Source organism: Adhaeribacter radiodurans, assembly GCF_014075995.1.
GTDB lineage: Bacteria > Bacteroidota > Bacteroidia > Cytophagales > Hymenobacteraceae > Adhaeribacter > Adhaeribacter radiodurans.
In genome coordinates this window covers 61,826-77,061 of sequence record NZ_CP055152.1, presented here as the reverse complement: position 1 = coordinate 77,061, position 15,236 = coordinate 61,826, and the positions used below count along the sequence as shown (strand labels likewise).

The following is a 15,236-nucleotide window of genomic DNA, read 5'->3' as shown; positions in this document are numbered from 1 at the left end:
ATAAGACATGGAAGAATCAAGCGAATTAAAGAAGCTTTATTCCTTTTTACAGAGTTTTATTTACTTCACCTTGTTCACGGAATTTTTAGTGTTCCTTTTTGCGGATGCTGGATTTATGGAACAGCTGCGGCCGGTAATCCTTAAATTACAGCGAATTGCGATTTACCAGAACATCTACTATTCTAAAGCATTTACTTTTCTTTTGATCGTAATTGTAGCCATTGGAACCAAGGCCCGGAAAAACTTACACCACGATCCAGTAAAGCACATTTACTTACCGTTATTTTTCGGCTTCTTGTTTTTCTTCGGTGCCGGGTACTTTTACCAGCACCCGACTAATCGGCTGTTGGCTTTTGGAGTAACCTGGTCGGATGCAGCTTATATGCTTTTCTCCTTGGTTGGAGCGGTAATGATAAACATTGCCCTGGATAATATTTCCAAGCACATTCAGACCGGGCTAATGAAAGATAAGTTTAATGTCGAGAATGAAAGTTTTGAGCAGAGCCGGGAGCTAATGAATACGCCCTATAGCGTCAACCTGCCTATGCTTTTTTACTATAAAAGGAGGGTAAATCACGGTTATCTGAATATTGCTAATCCTTTTCGTGCCACCTTGTTGATCGGAACACCTGGATCCGGTAAATCCTATTCAGTAGTAAATCCATTCATTAAACAAATGTTGGCTAAGGGCTTTACCATGGCTCTCTATGATTTTAAGTTTCCAGACCTGGGTAAAATAGCCTATTATCATTATCTGTTAAATAAGAAAAATGGCACCTTAAAAGATATTAAATTTCACGTTATTAATTTCAATAGTATAGAACACAGTCGAAGGTTCAATCCCTTAAAACCAGAATATTTACCAACCTTGGCCGATGCCACCGAAACTGCAGAGGCCTTGTTGCAAAGCCTGACTAAGAGTGACAAAGAATCCGGGGCTGCCCAGTTCTTTACTCAAAGCGCAGTAAACTTTCTGGCCAGCTGTATCTTTTTTCTCAGTAGGCATGAAGGTGGCAAATATTCCACGTTCCCGCACGTGCTGGCCTTTATCAATCTGGGTTATGATGAAATATTTAACATGCTTTTCTCTGAACCTCAACTGGTCAGCTTGCTTTCACCGTTTCGAACCGCTTACAAAAACAAGGCCTTTGATCAATTGGAAGGCCAGATTGGGACACTTAAAATCAACGTGGGCCGCTTAGCTACGCGGGAAACCTTCTGGGTATTATCAGGTGATGATTTTGAGCTAAAAATTTCGGATCCTAATAATCCGGCCATCCTGGTTATTGCCAATGATCCGGCTACACAGAGTATTAACAGTGCTTGCAACGCTCTAATTCTAAATCGGATGACCAAACTAATAAATTCAAAAAGAAACCTGCCCTGCGGGCTTATCATTGATGAATCTCCAACCTTGTACGTACACAAGGTAGAAAACTTAATTGCAACCGCTAGAAGCAATAAAATAGCCGTTCTTTTGGGTTTACAGGAATTGCCACAACTCAAACAACAATACGGTCGGGAAACCGCAGATACCATTTGCTCCGTGGCCGCTAACGTAATCTCCGGGTCCGTTCGCAACAAAGATACCCTAGACTGGCTAGAAAAACTTTTTGGTAAAGTCCGGCAGCAAAAGGAAGGAGTAAGTATTGACCGTAGCCGGACTTCTATTTCCATGAATGAAGAGATGGGTTCTTTAATACCTGCTTCAAAAATTGCTACCTTAGCCGCTGGTGAAGTGGTGGCCCAGGTAGCATTTGATAATAATGAATATAATGGCCAACATGTAAATAGTACCTATAATTGCAAAATCAATTTGGATACTGCAGCAATAGCAAAAGAAGAAGAGTCATATGTTTCTATGCCAATATTTTATAATTTTGGTAGCGCTTCTGACAGGAACACTGTTTTAGATAAGAACTTTACCAAAATCAATCGAGAAATAGAAACACTAAAAGACCACTTCTACACATGAAATTAAATCTACATGATTTAGGGGAACGCCTGCAACTTCTTCGAAAGGGGCTGGACCTTTCTCAAAAAGATTTAGCAGCAACCCTGGAGACACACCAGAATCAAATATCCCGACTAGAAAATGGGATTGGAGGTACGCTGGAGCTCTTGGTTCAACTGCTGAATTTCTACTCAGACCATTTTCATATAAGCTTTATTTTTTCGGATGAATTCGAAGTTATAAAAAGGTCTGAACCATTATCTCACATGAGCACTTTTAACAGCATTGCTATAGAACGGCTCAAAATCTTGCAAACAGATGTCAACGGCCAAATAACTGATATCATAGGTATCATGGAAAAAGAAGGTAGTTTCTAATCTTTTTTCGTGCTTTATACAGTCCTGGGCTAAGGCTCTTTATATACTTTAAGGTTGGTTTTGTAACTACTGAGCCTGAGGCATTGTCTTCAGGCTTAGTAGTTTTATCTTATTTGGAAGTTAATTCCGATGCCATTCTTTTGCTTTTTTTTCGGGCCTCCATTTCTACCCGACGATAAACTAAATTCAGAAATGGAACTGGATTAATGGCCTTGCCTCGGTGCTTGATAGCAAAATGTAGATGTTCTCCAGTACTTCTTCCCGTACTGCCAGTTATACCCAAAACAGTACCAGCAATTATTTCGATCTTTTCTCTAACCAGTATTTGGGATAAATGACCATAAATGGTTTTAAACTCACCGTGTTCTACTTCAACATAATTGCCTAGACCTCTGGAATAAGCTACTTTCTTTATTGTGCCTGGTAGAATGGCCTTAATTGAATCTGATGATCCTCTGAAATCCAGGCCATAATGGAATTTTATTTTCCCAGTCAGTGGATCTATTCTATTTCCAAACCCGCTGCTAATAATCGGCGCCTGCAATGGCATAGAAACCGATACATTAGCTTTTTGACGAAGATTATTTACATTTACAGCTTCCCAAATACTATTATCCTCGGGGTTGTTTGACAAGCTGGTAATATAATCAATCTGGATTTGAGGTAGAATTTCAACCTTTTTAATGGTATTAAACTGTGCTTTTGCGGTATAAGGAATAATTAATAATAAGATTGGTGATAACTGTTTAAGTATTCTCATATTGAATTTGTATATTATATAATAAATTTATACAAAATAAATATATTATAAAGTAATTAATCCCCAATTATATCAATTATGTACGTGTTTTATGTATATTTACTCAAGGATAATCTATGAAAATACATTTATAAACTAACCATCATGAGTTTCCAAATTAAAGACTTGCCCTATTCTCAGTTTGAGCAACTGGGAATGAGCAGAAAAGATGTAATCACGATGCCAGCTCATGAACTGGCAAATCTGCTAGAAGGTCGCCGAACAGGTTTAATTTCTTTAAGGATTCATTTAAAGGAAGGAATGAAGCCAATTGAAGCTCAGGCCAAATTAAGTTTAACCAGAAATCCCGATAATACACTCTCTCTCGGAGTACATCCGATTTTAGCACGGCCAGTAAACAACATTGAAGCAAATGAAGAGCAGTGGAATAAATTATTAAAAGGAGAGGCAATTGTAAAAAACTCCAAAGCTCTGAATGGTTCCATAGAGCCGCACATTCACCAGCTGGATAAAGAAACTAACGAAATATTAAGCGCCAGGTTAAGCGCAATCCAGATACCCAATGCTATAAAAGATACCGTGTTAAGCGTAGATCAAAAAGAGCAGCTTAAAAAAGGGTTGCCGGTTGAGATTGTAAATAAGTCCACCAAAGATATAAACATAGTTCAGATTGATTTAAATGAACCCAAAGGTTACAAAATAACTGATGCCAACCAGTTCCGGCAAAAACCAGAAGTAACAATGGTTAAACTGGAAGAACCAACACTAGCCGTTAGTTCGGAGAAAATTAAAGGTGTTAAAAGGTAATTCTTACAGTCATGACATTTCAGGACTACAGGGAGCGAATTGCCATCACCGCAGTGGCTGAGTCTTTAGGTTACAAAGTTAATTTACAAAAGGGAAGAGCCGTGCTGGAGTTTAAACACTCAGATGGAGATACCGTGCTGATCGATCCGGTGAAAAAACTTTACTTTAATCGGGATGGTACCAACGATCGTGGGGATTTAATTGAGTTTGTAAAAAATCGGCTGAATAGATTTAACATCTCTTACCAAAACGAAATTTCCGCTATCAACAAAGTACTCCAGGGTTATGCTAACGAACCCCATCTTTTAAAAATCGAGTACGGCGTTCCGGAGCCGAAGAAATTTGATTCCAGTCGGTACCAGATAGCTAATCCTTCTGTCTTTAAATTACATTATCTGATTCAGGAACGGGGCTTAGATCTGGAAACTATTAAACGCTTCTCACCTTTTATTCACTTAGTTAAAGATACGGAGAAAACCAAAGGTAGACCTTATGAAAACATTGGCTTTCCCTTAACCAAGCCCGGTAGTAATGAAGTAGTTGGCTACGATTTACGGAATTATGGATTTAAAGGGGTAGCACCAGGTAGTGATCGGAAAAACGGTATGTGGGTTGCTGACTTTGTGGGGGCTCCCCAGCGTACTCGGAATGTGTTCTTCGGGGAAAATCCGATTGACCTCATGAGTTTCTGCCAGTTAAACAAACACCGGCTTGACGTTGATAATGCGGCCTTTGTTTCCTTTGGTGGAGGTATAGCCAAAAGTCAACTGCAGGGAGCAATCCAGCACTGGGCTGGTGTTAAAATACATACTGCTTTTGATAATGATTACCAGGGCAAGATGTATGACATTGCTGTAGCCATGCAAGTAAATGGTAAAGATGTTCCATTACCCCAAAAGAAGGAGGATAGCCTTTTATTCCAGGTAAATGGTAAAAGCTTTGAAATTCCGGTAGCAAAGATAAGCCTAGCTGCTTTCGAAAGGGCATCTGGTATTCGGTCTGGAGTAACTGTTCACAAAGCTGCCAGTGAAAATAATGGTATAAGCTTTAAGGACTTTAATGATATCATTCATCCGAAGAATGCAACTCAAGTAAGCAAAATATCTACTATTAGGTATTGATGATATACTTAAAAGAACTGGTTTTAAACAGGGTAGTAATTTCAAGATTGGAAAAGGTTACCAGGTTCCGGTTTTAGACATGATAGCCAAAATTGCTGAAGGTCTGAGTTATGCATTGCAGAAATTTAAAAAAATGTCATAGCATACACTAGTCATAGAACTTTATCCTTATTGTATATGTAATTTTATTTAAGTGGTTTGGCAATACTAATAAGATATATTTAGTTAATAGAAAAAGCCATTTAATTCATTTAAAGTATACTTATATGAGAACTCTTAAGCACTTTAGTAGTTTTTTGATATTATTGCTCTTACTTGTTGGCTGCGGCAAAAATAACGATGATCCAACCCCAACCACCAGCACGGCCACGTTTCGGGTTGATGTAACTCAAACCGGAGATTATCAGAAATTTACCAGAATTATTACTATTGCTGGTGGGGATTTTAAGTACCGGGATACAACAGATCCGGTGCCGGCGGTGTTGCTGGGAGATAATTTAAATACAGCTTCTTTTTCGGTAGAAGCTCCCAATGTAGAAGAATTAAGCATTTCCACTATGACCGGATTTTCTCCAGTGGAAACAGGCCCAGCTGCCATGACTTTAAAATTTTCTGTTTACAAAAATGATACCTTGTTAGAGGAGAAGGTCTTCACTTATACTGAAGCTACAAAGGATAAAAGTGAAGAGCTTATTTATATGGCAAATTAATAACGATGTACTACTATATCTTTAAGGTTATCAAACACTTATAATGCTGATGCAAAAAAATCTGCTTTTGTGAAATAGCTTACGACTTAAATCCCAAGAGCTTTATTTTAAAAAGCCTAATGCCTATAGAAGTTGGTATTAGGCTTCACTATTTTTTTGAATTAATCCTTCACTTAAATCTCTAAAGGTGATATACCTTGTAAAGCCATTTTCTTCATTTATTAATAACAATGAATTTTAATGATTTGGGTTTATTCTCTTTTGAATACTGGTGTTTTTACAAAAGAATTCAAACGATAGATTTCTCCTTTTTCAAATGATATTCTCATGCCAATGGCATGTTTATTTTCTTCAATAAAGGTTTCATACTGATCTTCTCTCAAGTTTGAATGTAAGTAATTATACATTTCATTTTGCTCATCCTCGGCGTTATTTGAAATATTTTACCTATATTTTAAGGTAAATAATGTTTTAATTTCTTAATTAAAATTAGTTTCGAAATATGTCGTATTTTCTTGAAAATCATTACAATATTAAATATAACATCGAAGCTAATGGGTTAAGGAATGCCCAGATAGGTGCTATTCACGCAATTTCCTCACATTTTACCTTATTTGAGAAAGAGCCTGCATTGGTTGTAATGCCCACTGGAACGGGTAAAACCGCAGTTCTTATAATGGCTGCATTTATTGAAAGGGCAAAAAGAGTATTAGTGATTAGTTCTTCGGTTCTAGTAAGAGGCCAGATCAAAGAGGAGTTCGAAAGCTTAAAAACTCTTAAACAGGTTGGGGTGGTAAGTGAATCCATTGATTTACCTAAGGTTTTTGAAATTATAACTCCAATAAGATCTAACGAACAATGGACAGAGTTGGAAAATTATGATGTAGTTATTGGCATTCCACCTAGTATAAACATAGGAATTAGTGAAGATATCTATCCTAATCCATCTTTATTCGATTTAATACTTGTTGATGAAGCTCATCATGCTGCTGCTACAACATGGAATAACATTCTTAACGTATTTCATAATTCTAAAAAAATATTTTTCACAGCTACTCCATTTAGAAGAGATAAAAAAGAAGTTTTAGGGAGAATTGTTTACAATTATCCATTATCAAGGGCAAAGAAAGATAGAGTATTTGGAGAAATTGGGTTTATTCCTATTACTCCAGACACTAACGAAACAGTTGATCTCGCTTTAGCGAAAGCTGCGGAAAAACAGTTTAACGAAGATCGAGAAAATGGATTTGACCATTATATTCTGATAAGGACTAATACAAAAAAACATGCAAAGGAACTTGAAAAAGTATACGAAGAAAATACAACATTAAATTTAAGAAGAATTGATAGTAAAAAAACCTATAAATACATTAAGCAAACTGTAAGAAAGTTAAAGGATAAATTATTAGATGGTATAATATGCGTGGATATGCTTGGTGAGGGGTTTGACTTTCCAAATCTTAAAATAGGAGTTCTTCATCAGCCACATAAATCATTAGCGATTACATTACAATTTATAGGTAGATTTGCAAGAACTAACGCTTCTAATATCGGTCAGGCTAAATTCTTAGCACTTCCCAATGATTTAGAAATAGGCACTAAACAACTTTTCTCTGAAGGGGCAATTTGGAATGATTTAATTGTTGATTTAAGTCAAGACAGAATAATTGTCGAAGATTTAATAAAGAATGTTATTAATTCTTTTAACCGTGAAGAAGATGATTTGGTAAGGGAGGAAGCAGAGAATATTTCGATCTATAACTTAAACCCTTACTGCCATGTAAAAATTTACCGTGTTACCGATTTTAATATAGAAGGTTACTTAGATATTTCAGGTCATGAGATTGTTCATCACTTTATTAGTGAGGAAAACTCGGCTATAATTTTTATATCCAAGGTTACCCAAAGCCCTAAATGGATTAATTCAGATGAAATTGTTGATGTAAATTTTTTTCTTTTTCTAATTTTTTTTGATGAAGAAACAAATTTGGTATTCATCCATTCAGCCATTAAAACTCCCCAGTTTTATGATTTAATGATTGAAAAGTTTACTAATAACCCGGCTGAAAAAATATCTAAATATGATTTGCATAAAGTACTTTCAGGGTTAAGTGAAACTGAAATATTTAGTTTAGGGATGCAGAATCGTTCCATTAATAGCGGTGAATCTTATAGGACAATTTCAGGGTCTCACGCTCATAATTCAATAAAAAAAACTGATGGGCGTATGTATTCAAATGGTCATATTTATGGTAAGGCTAAAAACGAGGAAGATACAAAAATTACCATTGGATATAGTAGCGGTTCAAAAGTTTGGAGTAATGCTTACGAAAAGATTCCAATTTTTATTAACTGGTGTCGAGAAATAGGAAGGAAAATTGAAAGTGATGTAATTGTTAAAACACATACTGGGTTAGACCATTTACCGATAGGAGTAAAAATTAACAATTTCCCAGAAAAGGTCTATGCTGCTATTTGGAATAGAGAAACATTTTCTGACTTCCCAGATTTAAATATTGTAAGTGTAGAGGGAGAATTATTAGAAACTGTTAATTTATTAGAATTTGATATCATAATTGATAAAGACCAAACTAATAATCAGGAACTATCTTTTGACCTCACTTATGAAAAAATCTCTATACCGCTAAAATTCTCTTTTCAAGATCATTATTCATTAAGAGAAAGCTCAGACTTTTTATTTAATGTTTTTGATTATAGTATTGAGGAATATTTAAATGAATATCCCTTGCAATTTTATTTAAATGACTTTTCAGCAATAATATATAATGAATTGCATAAACCTAATCAAAATGAAATTTTATTTCCAGCTGAACAAATTTTTGATTTTGATTGGGTTACCAATAATACTGATATTGAAATAGAATTTTATGATCCAACTAATCCAAGGATAAAGTTAAAGGCGGATAATAATAACAAAGATTCAATTCATGAAACAATACACAGTTCTTTATTCGCCCAAGACTATGATTTGATTGTATACGATCACGGAACAGGTGAAATGGCCGATTATATTACATTTAAAGAATCGCCAGATTCAACTATGATAAATTTATTTCATATCAAAGGTTCTGGAGGGAAGGAATCTGGTGATAGAGTAAATGATGTATATGAAGTCTGTGGTCAAGCAATTAAATCATTATTATGGACTTCAAATAAAAATACTTTTAATAAGAAATTTTTACAAAGAGTGAATAGTAAGCCACAAAAATTTATTAAGGGTGATTTAACTCAATATAAAGCTTTAATAAGTAAAGGTAAAATGTTAAGTTTTACTTTCACTATAGTACAACCAGGAGTATCAAAAAACAATTTATCTAGTAAAATAAGCTCAATCTTAGCTGCAGCCAATGATTATATAAATGGAAATGGTAATAATGAACAACTTAATGTTTGGGCATCCTTAGATTGATTTATAATTTATTCCTTTTATAACTTAATAATTTTACCTTACCACTAAAATGTCTTCCATCCGGGTTGTATAACAAGGTGTACCATAATCCTGCCTCATTTTCCAGGATTTTTCAATACCTTCTTTGGCTACTTTTACAATACCGGTTCCTAATTTCCTAGTCAGTAAATCCAAGGTTTGCATCAGGTCTAAGTGCTTGCCACGGTCAATGGTATCAAAAATATTGCCTTGCACAGCTGTAGCTGGGCTAATATCATCCAGTAATACGCCGGCCTTTTTATATTTATACCCTTCCCGATAAATGGCTCTTAAAGCTATAAGTGCATAATTAATTAGTTCTAATGTGGAGTTAGTGGGCACCGGCAGCTGGATGGTTTTGCAATTATTGTATTGGGCCTCGTTCTCCTTAAAGGGGTTTGTTTCCAGGAACACACTTAATTGCGAACAGCGGCTTTTTTGCTTTCTTAGTTTATAAGCACTACGTGTCATATAGGTGGCCACGGCTTCTTCGAGTAAATTCAACGTAGTTACAGGCTGACCGAAAGAGCGGCTGGTACAAATACCTTTCTTTGCTGGTGGTTCAATTTCCAAATCTGCACACGCTTCGCCGCGCAGTTCCTTTACAATGCGTAATCCTACAATGGTTAAATGCTTTTTAGCAAAAGCATCGGTCACCTTAGATAAATCCCAAGCTGTGTAAATGCCAAAATTACGAAGTTTAATGGCGTATTGACGGCCAATTCCCCAGACATCTCCTACATCAATGATTTTTAGGGCAGATGTAATATGGTCCGGCGTGTTGAGGACTAAGACACCGTTTGCTTTCGCTGATTTTTTAGCTATTCGGTTGGCCAGCTTCGCGAGCGTTTTAGTAGGAGCGATGCCCACGCAAATTGGCAGGCCTAACCATTTCCACACCGTTTGCTTAATGGTTCGACCGTATTGCTGCAGGTTAGTGTTGTAGAAATTGCCCAGATCTAGAAATCCCTCGTCGATGCTGTAAATTTCCTGGTTAGGGGAAAACGTGCCTAGTGTATTATGAAAGCGGGTACTCAGATCGTGAAAGAGCGGGTAATTGCTGGAGTATACCTGGATCTGGTGTTTGTCAATAATAGCTTTGGCTTCAAAAAAAGGTTGCCCCATCTTAATTCCTAAGTCCTTAGCTTCTTGGGAACGCGCAATGATAGAGCCGTCATTGTTGGAAAGCACAATAATCGGTTTGCCGGTTAGCTCCGGGTTAAATATCCGGAAGATGGAGGCATAACAATTATTGATATCGGCGTGTAAGAATAAGCTGGTCATTTCCGGAATCTCCTGGCTATACCTCTCACTACCCCCCAAACCAATAATTCTAAATTATTATTTATAACTATAGGCTTATACTTCTTATTACCCGGTACTAAACGGGCTCCATTCTCTGTTATTTCGAGCATCTTTACCGTAAATTCATTATCCAGATTAGCTAGGATAATATCGCCGGATCGTACTTCCAGGGAACGGTCTATTACTAATAGATCCCCTTCAAACAGATGAAAATCTATCATAGAATCGCCCTCCAGCAGCACATAGAAAGTTGCAGTAGGATTGCCGGAAAGAAATTTTAAGAGGCTGATGCGCTCCTCAGCATAATCCTCGGCCGGCGAAGGGAACCCGGCTTTTACGTAAGAACTGAATAAGGGCAGTTTGGTTTCCGTTTCATAACCCAACAATATAAGATTTACGGCATCCTGATTTTGCTTATGATTATCTATTTTATCCATAGATACATATTTTATTTAAAGCTAAATAATTTGGCATTTTTGACCAAATATATTCGTTTACTAATAATAACTGCAAAATGTTTGCTAATTTTATTGACAAAAGAATTTATTTGCTATTTTGCTCTACTAACAATTTGAAATATGAATTATATGGGGAAATTGGGTATGCAAAAAATGCAACTTCATTGCAGTATACTTTTTGATACTTATATAGAAGATTAAATTGTTATTTATCGTTTTAAGTATTCATAAGGTACTATTATCGTGCATTCCCTTTATTAATGCCGCTATCAAGGAAGATATCCACCAATATTACTTTTACTTCGCAATGAGATGCAGTTAACGATGCTCTAGTGGTTGATTTTAGTACTCTTTTGTGAATCTGTAATTATTAATTTCTTATATTACTTTTTAATAGCAGTATTATAAGATAGAAGATGAGTGAATCGGAGGTAAGCAGTGGGGAGGATTTCGGTGTTTGCGATAAATGCCGAAAAGGACGAATGGTAAAAAAGTACAGTAGTAAAAATAGCCAACATTTTTTAAGTTGTAATACTTACCCCGTTTGCAAAAATACCAAGCCTTATCGTTCTAACTCCTCAACGAACCTGGCAGCCGCAGCAATTACAATTAAGGATGAATTTACCAACCTGTTCAAATTAAATCTAGCCCCCTTTCCTAGAAAGCTCTTTATTCTTTCTGCCGATTTGAGGGCCGATTTTCCAGAAGCAGCCTTTTTTGAACAAACGAAGTTAGTAACTATTAAAGCTGATCCCCGGTTAGTTGAAATACCCTTAGAAATTGAAAAGATTAAATTTATTCTTTATCGTTATATTCGACACAAATTTAGTCAGTACCAGGGGGTAGCCGTATTGACAAGAAAGTTTACAGAGGAGAACTTTAATGAAGTAGTTTTTACCGAACTACCGCATCCTACATTAGGTAATAGCTATTTAGAATATTTTCATATTTGTCAAGCTTTCAAGTTCGCCTTACATTATTCAGACGGTCAATTTTATCTATCTGTTGAACCGACCTTAAGAGTGGTAAACCAAATGTCAGTTTCGCAAATAATTCAATTATATAATAAACCCGATTTATTAGAAAAATTGAAAAGCCAGAATACCTTATCTTGTTTCTACTATATAACTGATAGTAAAGGTGTAAAATGGAGAAGGAAAGGAGTATTAGCAGATATCCTAAAGCAGGGTGAACAGGAAGATGGGTTGTTGCCAATTCTACAAAATGACATTATTCCTATCTTTCCCATTGAAAGGATGCAAAATATTGTAAACAAATTAGTAGAAAAAGGAAAGCTAACTTATATTGATTTAAATAATCGTCTTAAAGGCTTGACTCAGCTTAAATCACAAGAACGATTAGCTTCAGCCATTGTCTTAGTTAATAAAATTGCTGCTATATTAAACGGTAAAATAGACACTACCAGGGTAGTGCTGGAGAAACAACCTGTATCCCAGAACGATTTTTACAAAAAAGTAACTATTTTATCTGAACCTAATCTTCGGTTCGATTCGATTCAGGATTCGAAAAAAAGCATTAAAGTTAAAGAAGGGTTAGTTCTGTACGGAGCATATGAGAAGCCTCCAAAACCTGTTCGTATACTATTTTTGCATTCCGCTGCTACTACGAAACAAGCCAGACAATTTTCATTGCTGTTACAAAATGGGGTAGATGGATATTATGGATTTGAAAAGCATTTTCATACTACCCTCGAAATAGATTGCCAAATATATGAAGAAAAAGATTTTGAAATTTTTCTTACAAGAATAGTTATCGGCCGTGCTGAAGGGTATGATGTCATTATTTATCAATTGCCGGCTGACCCATCTTTTACAAAAACTAAAGTTCAGGCTCAGTTAATCAATGGTGGTATCGTCTCCCAATGTGTTAGAGAACCTACCTTTAATGGTCCTAACCAGTTTACTCTTTGGAATTTTGCCCTAGATTTGTATGTGAAGGCTGGATATACTCCATGGACGCTTTATCCTAAAGAGAAGCTGCCGAACGTAGATTTATTTATTGGCATATCTTACTCTAGTAAGAAAGAAAAAGCAATTGCGGTCAGTCCGAAGCTACTCAGAACTTTAGCTTGTATTAATGTTTTTTCAGCAGATGGGGAATGGCAGCAGGCTTATTACAATGCTGATACCTTTGATGAAGAAGCGCAGTATGATTTTGAGAAAAGAGGTCAAAATGTAGGTAAATTGATACGTGATGCCGTATTAGCTGCCCAATTGGGTCAGCCTAATTTAAAAAAAATACATATTCATTATAATAAGATTTTCAGTAAGGAAGAAATGAATAGTGTTTATAAGGCAATTACTAAGGTTATTCCTGATGCTATACTGTATTTTGTAAGTATTGCAGACAATCATACCGTTAGACTTTTTAATTCTAATAATGTAGATGCCCACCAGCAAAGGGGAGGAGGTATACTATTTAGTGATAATACATTATATTACTGTACATCGGGCTATTCATCCATTAAAACTACTGTAAAAGGTACTCCGGTAATATTAAGAATAAAGTGCCATACTATGCCGGCGCAGCATGATTTAAGTATGAACGATTTAGCAATGCATATGCAGGCGCTTACTAAACTAAATTATAAGGCCACTTTTCCCCTCACAACGTTGCCGGCTACTGTTGCTTTTCCCAAAGAGCTAGCTCGTACAATTAACGATTTCCGCTCTATAAATCAATTCAAGAACATTATAATTGATAAACGCTTGTGGTGGATATAGCTTTTTCAAATAGTTTACTTCATTTAGAGCGAGCTGTTAGTACAACTCGATTTTGTATTAGCCAGAAATTTGATTCGGATATTGATACCGATTCTTATTTAACAGATGCCTTATTTGTCCATTTGATACAGGAGCATCAAGAGTTCCATATAGAAGGGGTAATAGACTTTTTTAAACGCCAAGATACTTTTTGTATTACTAAAATTGTAGCCCATCAGTTTGCCCAAAGTCCCTTACAAGAAATTATAGCAGCAAGCTTAATTGCAAGTAGCCGGCATTCAGTATTAGAGCCAGAACTAGTTAATAATTTGAAAGATTATATTGAAAGAGAAGTAAAATTTCACCCTCAGAGTGGTTTGCTAAAGGATTTATCGCATACTCTTATCATACTTTACTCAATAGCTAAACTTAATATTTGGAATGAGGAGAAATTAAGTACTCATATTGATATATTGTTAAGCAAGCATACTTATTATAGAGGATTAGATTCTGTCTTTCTGGTAAAACTAGCTGCTTTAGTTCCTCAGAACCAAAAATTAAGCTTTGTTGCAAAAAGGCAAATTGAATTGCCTTTAGAACTGAAAGATGCAGAAGAAAAGCTCTTCTTTTATTATGCCCGCTTATGGTATTACACTCAGTTAAAGGATAATTTTACTAAAGACTATTTACTGGAAGCAATAGCTTTTATTAAAGGAATACCGCTAGAAGAATTTCAAGTGGGAACATATTTTGAAGATTACAAAGTACCAGGTAAATGTAAATGGCCAGGGTCCGTTTATCCGTGTTTTTTACTAGGTTACACTAAAATAGTATTGGATATTTATAATACCATTATGTCAGAAGAAAGAATACAATCTGAACAGCAGGATTTTAAGCAGTTAGTCGATGATAATGGCCGGCAGATTATGTTGCAAAAGCCAGGAGAGCAGTTCGTTGGGAGTCCATTCAAAGTACTTAAATCTGGCGATAAGTATCGGTTTACAACTGACATCAATGTGCAGGTAAATGATATTATTTTGGATGGAGAACAAGCTTATAAAATCTCAAGTGTACAAGATTATTCCAGCAATGGAGTAGTAGTGGGTAAAGAGGTGAAGTACGAGCCGGTCAGGTACAGTTCACCCGCTGCTCAAATTAATAATTTTTATAATAATGGCGTAAATAATTCTCCTGTTCAAGTAGGTGGTACTGGAAACACACAAAATGTAAATATAACACAGTCAAATAATACCGAAATCATATTTAAGTTAATTGAACTTCTACAACAGCTTCCAAAAGAAGATTTACCAATAGAAATACTTTCTGATTTAGAGCTGGCTAAGTCTGAGGCAGCAAAACCATCACCTATTTGGGGTAAAGTTGCGAACGGAGTAAAAGGGGCCTTGACCTGGACGTTTAATAATCCTGATAAAGCAGGCGTAATAGTACAAAAGGTTAATGATTTTATTGCTACATACGGTCCCCAAATGGGGCAGCTTTTACAATTGCAAAATGTGGGCCTTTGAACTGTAAAGCTAAATAGAGCAACTTTTCCAAGCGTCGGTAAAAGGAG

General features: G+C 35.9%; 12 protein-coding genes. 8 read left to right on the top strand and 4 right to left on the bottom strand.

What is annotated here, in order from left to right; all coding sequences use genetic code 11:
* Window positions 1-7 precede the first annotated feature (7 nt).
* Window positions 8-1,975, top strand: a complete 1,968-nt coding sequence (locus tag HUW48_RS00365; protein WP_182411379.1) for a type IV secretory system conjugative DNA transfer family protein — start codon at window positions 8-10, stop codon at window positions 1,973-1,975.
* On the top strand, window positions 1,972-2,331 hold the full coding sequence (locus HUW48_RS00360) for a helix-turn-helix domain-containing protein (protein WP_106933739.1): 360 nt from the start codon (window positions 1,972-1,974) through the stop codon (window positions 2,329-2,331). The genes HUW48_RS00365 and HUW48_RS00360 overlap by 4 nt, the downstream gene beginning before the upstream one ends.
* A 109-nt stretch (window positions 2,332-2,440) precedes the next feature.
* On the opposite strand, the gene HUW48_RS00355 is transcribed toward HUW48_RS00360, so the two are convergent.
* Window positions 2,441-3,091: a M23 family metallopeptidase gene (locus HUW48_RS00355; RefSeq protein WP_182411378.1), complete on the bottom strand. Its 651-nt coding sequence runs from the start codon at window positions 3,089-3,091 to the stop codon at window positions 2,441-2,443.
* A 144-nt stretch (window positions 3,092-3,235) separates the two neighbouring features.
* Here HUW48_RS00355 and HUW48_RS00350 point away from each other — a divergent pair, with 144 nt between their 5' ends.
* The 3 genes from HUW48_RS00350 (at window position 3,236) to HUW48_RS00340 (ending at window position 5,729) form a co-directional block, all read left to right on the top strand.
* On the top strand, window positions 3,236-3,898 hold the full coding sequence (locus tag HUW48_RS00350; RefSeq protein ID WP_182411377.1) for a DUF4099 domain-containing protein: 663 nt from the start codon (window positions 3,236-3,238) through the stop codon (window positions 3,896-3,898).
* Window positions 3,899-3,909: 11 nt separating this feature from the next.
* Window positions 3,910-5,019 carry a DUF3991 domain-containing protein gene (locus HUW48_RS00345; RefSeq protein WP_182411376.1) on the top strand — a complete coding sequence of 370 codons (1,110 nt, stop codon included), beginning with the start codon at window positions 3,910-3,912 and terminating at the stop codon, window positions 5,017-5,019.
* A 266-nt stretch (window positions 5,020-5,285) separates the two neighbouring features.
* The gene (locus tag HUW48_RS00340; RefSeq protein WP_182411375.1) at window positions 5,286-5,729 is read left to right on the top strand and encodes a beta-barrel fold lipoprotein; all 444 of its coding nucleotides are present in this window, start codon (window positions 5,286-5,288) and stop codon (window positions 5,727-5,729) included.
* A 251-nt stretch (window positions 5,730-5,980) separates the two neighbouring features.
* On the opposite strand, the gene HUW48_RS27140 is transcribed toward HUW48_RS00340, so the two are convergent.
* Complete coding sequence (locus tag HUW48_RS27140) at window positions 5,981-6,112, bottom strand: hypothetical protein (protein ID WP_262891441.1); 132 nt, start codon at window positions 6,110-6,112, stop codon at window positions 5,981-5,983.
* Window positions 6,113-6,231: 119 nt separating this feature from the next.
* Here HUW48_RS27140 and HUW48_RS00335 point away from each other — a divergent pair, with 119 nt between their 5' ends.
* On the top strand, window positions 6,232-9,159 hold the full coding sequence (locus HUW48_RS00335; protein WP_182411494.1) for a DEAD/DEAH box helicase: 2,928 nt from the start codon (window positions 6,232-6,234) through the stop codon (window positions 9,157-9,159).
* Window positions 9,160-9,192: 33 nt separating this feature from the next.
* Here HUW48_RS00335 and HUW48_RS00330 read toward each other — a convergent pair whose 3' ends face one another.
* Both HUW48_RS00330 and HUW48_RS00325 read right to left on the bottom strand, forming a co-directional pair.
* Entirely contained in the window at window positions 9,193-10,461 is a 1,269-nt protein-coding gene (locus HUW48_RS00330) for a Y-family DNA polymerase (RefSeq protein WP_182411493.1), read from the bottom strand.
* On the bottom strand, window positions 10,458-10,919 hold the full coding sequence (locus HUW48_RS00325; protein WP_182411492.1) for a LexA family protein: 462 nt from the start codon (window positions 10,917-10,919) through the stop codon (window positions 10,458-10,460). The genes HUW48_RS00330 and HUW48_RS00325 overlap by 4 nt, the downstream gene beginning before the upstream one ends.
* Window positions 10,920-11,356: 437 nt before the next feature.
* Here HUW48_RS00325 and HUW48_RS00320 point away from each other — a divergent pair, with 437 nt between their 5' ends.
* Together HUW48_RS00320 and HUW48_RS00315 are read left to right on the top strand one after the other, a co-directional pair.
* Complete coding sequence (locus HUW48_RS00320; protein WP_182411491.1) at window positions 11,357-13,684, top strand: topoisomerase DNA-binding C4 zinc finger domain-containing protein; 2,328 nt, start codon at window positions 11,357-11,359, stop codon at window positions 13,682-13,684.
* A complete protein-coding gene (locus HUW48_RS00315; RefSeq protein ID WP_182411490.1) occupies window positions 13,675-15,189 on the top strand; it encodes a hypothetical protein in 1,515 nt (504 codons plus the stop codon). The genes HUW48_RS00320 and HUW48_RS00315 overlap by 10 nt, the downstream gene beginning before the upstream one ends.
* Window positions 15,190-15,236 lie beyond the last annotated feature (47 nt).

What these genes read in the sequence shown, in the direction of transcription:
- HUW48_RS00365 (WP_182411379.1), top strand. Translation starts at nt 8, where the DNA reads ATGGAAGAATCAAGCGAATTAAAGAAGCTTTATTCCTTTTTACAGAGT.
- HUW48_RS00360 (WP_106933739.1), top strand. Translation starts at nt 1,972, where the DNA reads ATGAAATTAAATCTACATGATTTAGGGGAACGCCTGCAACTTCTTCGA.
- HUW48_RS00355 (WP_182411378.1), bottom strand. Translation starts at nt 3,091, where the DNA reads ATGAGAATACTTAAACAGTTATCACCAATCTTATTATTAATTATTCCT.
- HUW48_RS00350 (WP_182411377.1), top strand. Translation starts at nt 3,236, where the DNA reads ATGAGTTTCCAAATTAAAGACTTGCCCTATTCTCAGTTTGAGCAACTG.
- HUW48_RS00345 (WP_182411376.1), top strand. Translation starts at nt 3,910, where the DNA reads ATGACATTTCAGGACTACAGGGAGCGAATTGCCATCACCGCAGTGGCT.
- HUW48_RS00340 (WP_182411375.1), top strand. Translation starts at nt 5,286, where the DNA reads ATGAGAACTCTTAAGCACTTTAGTAGTTTTTTGATATTATTGCTCTTA.
- HUW48_RS00335 (WP_182411494.1), top strand. Translation starts at nt 6,232, where the DNA reads ATGTCGTATTTTCTTGAAAATCATTACAATATTAAATATAACATCGAA.
- HUW48_RS00330 (WP_182411493.1), bottom strand. Translation starts at nt 10,461, where the DNA reads ATGACCAGCTTATTCTTACACGCCGATATCAATAATTGTTATGCCTCC.
- HUW48_RS00325 (WP_182411492.1), bottom strand. Translation starts at nt 10,919, where the DNA reads ATGGATAAAATAGATAATCATAAGCAAAATCAGGATGCCGTAAATCTT.
- HUW48_RS00320 (WP_182411491.1), top strand. Translation starts at nt 11,357, where the DNA reads ATGAGTGAATCGGAGGTAAGCAGTGGGGAGGATTTCGGTGTTTGCGAT.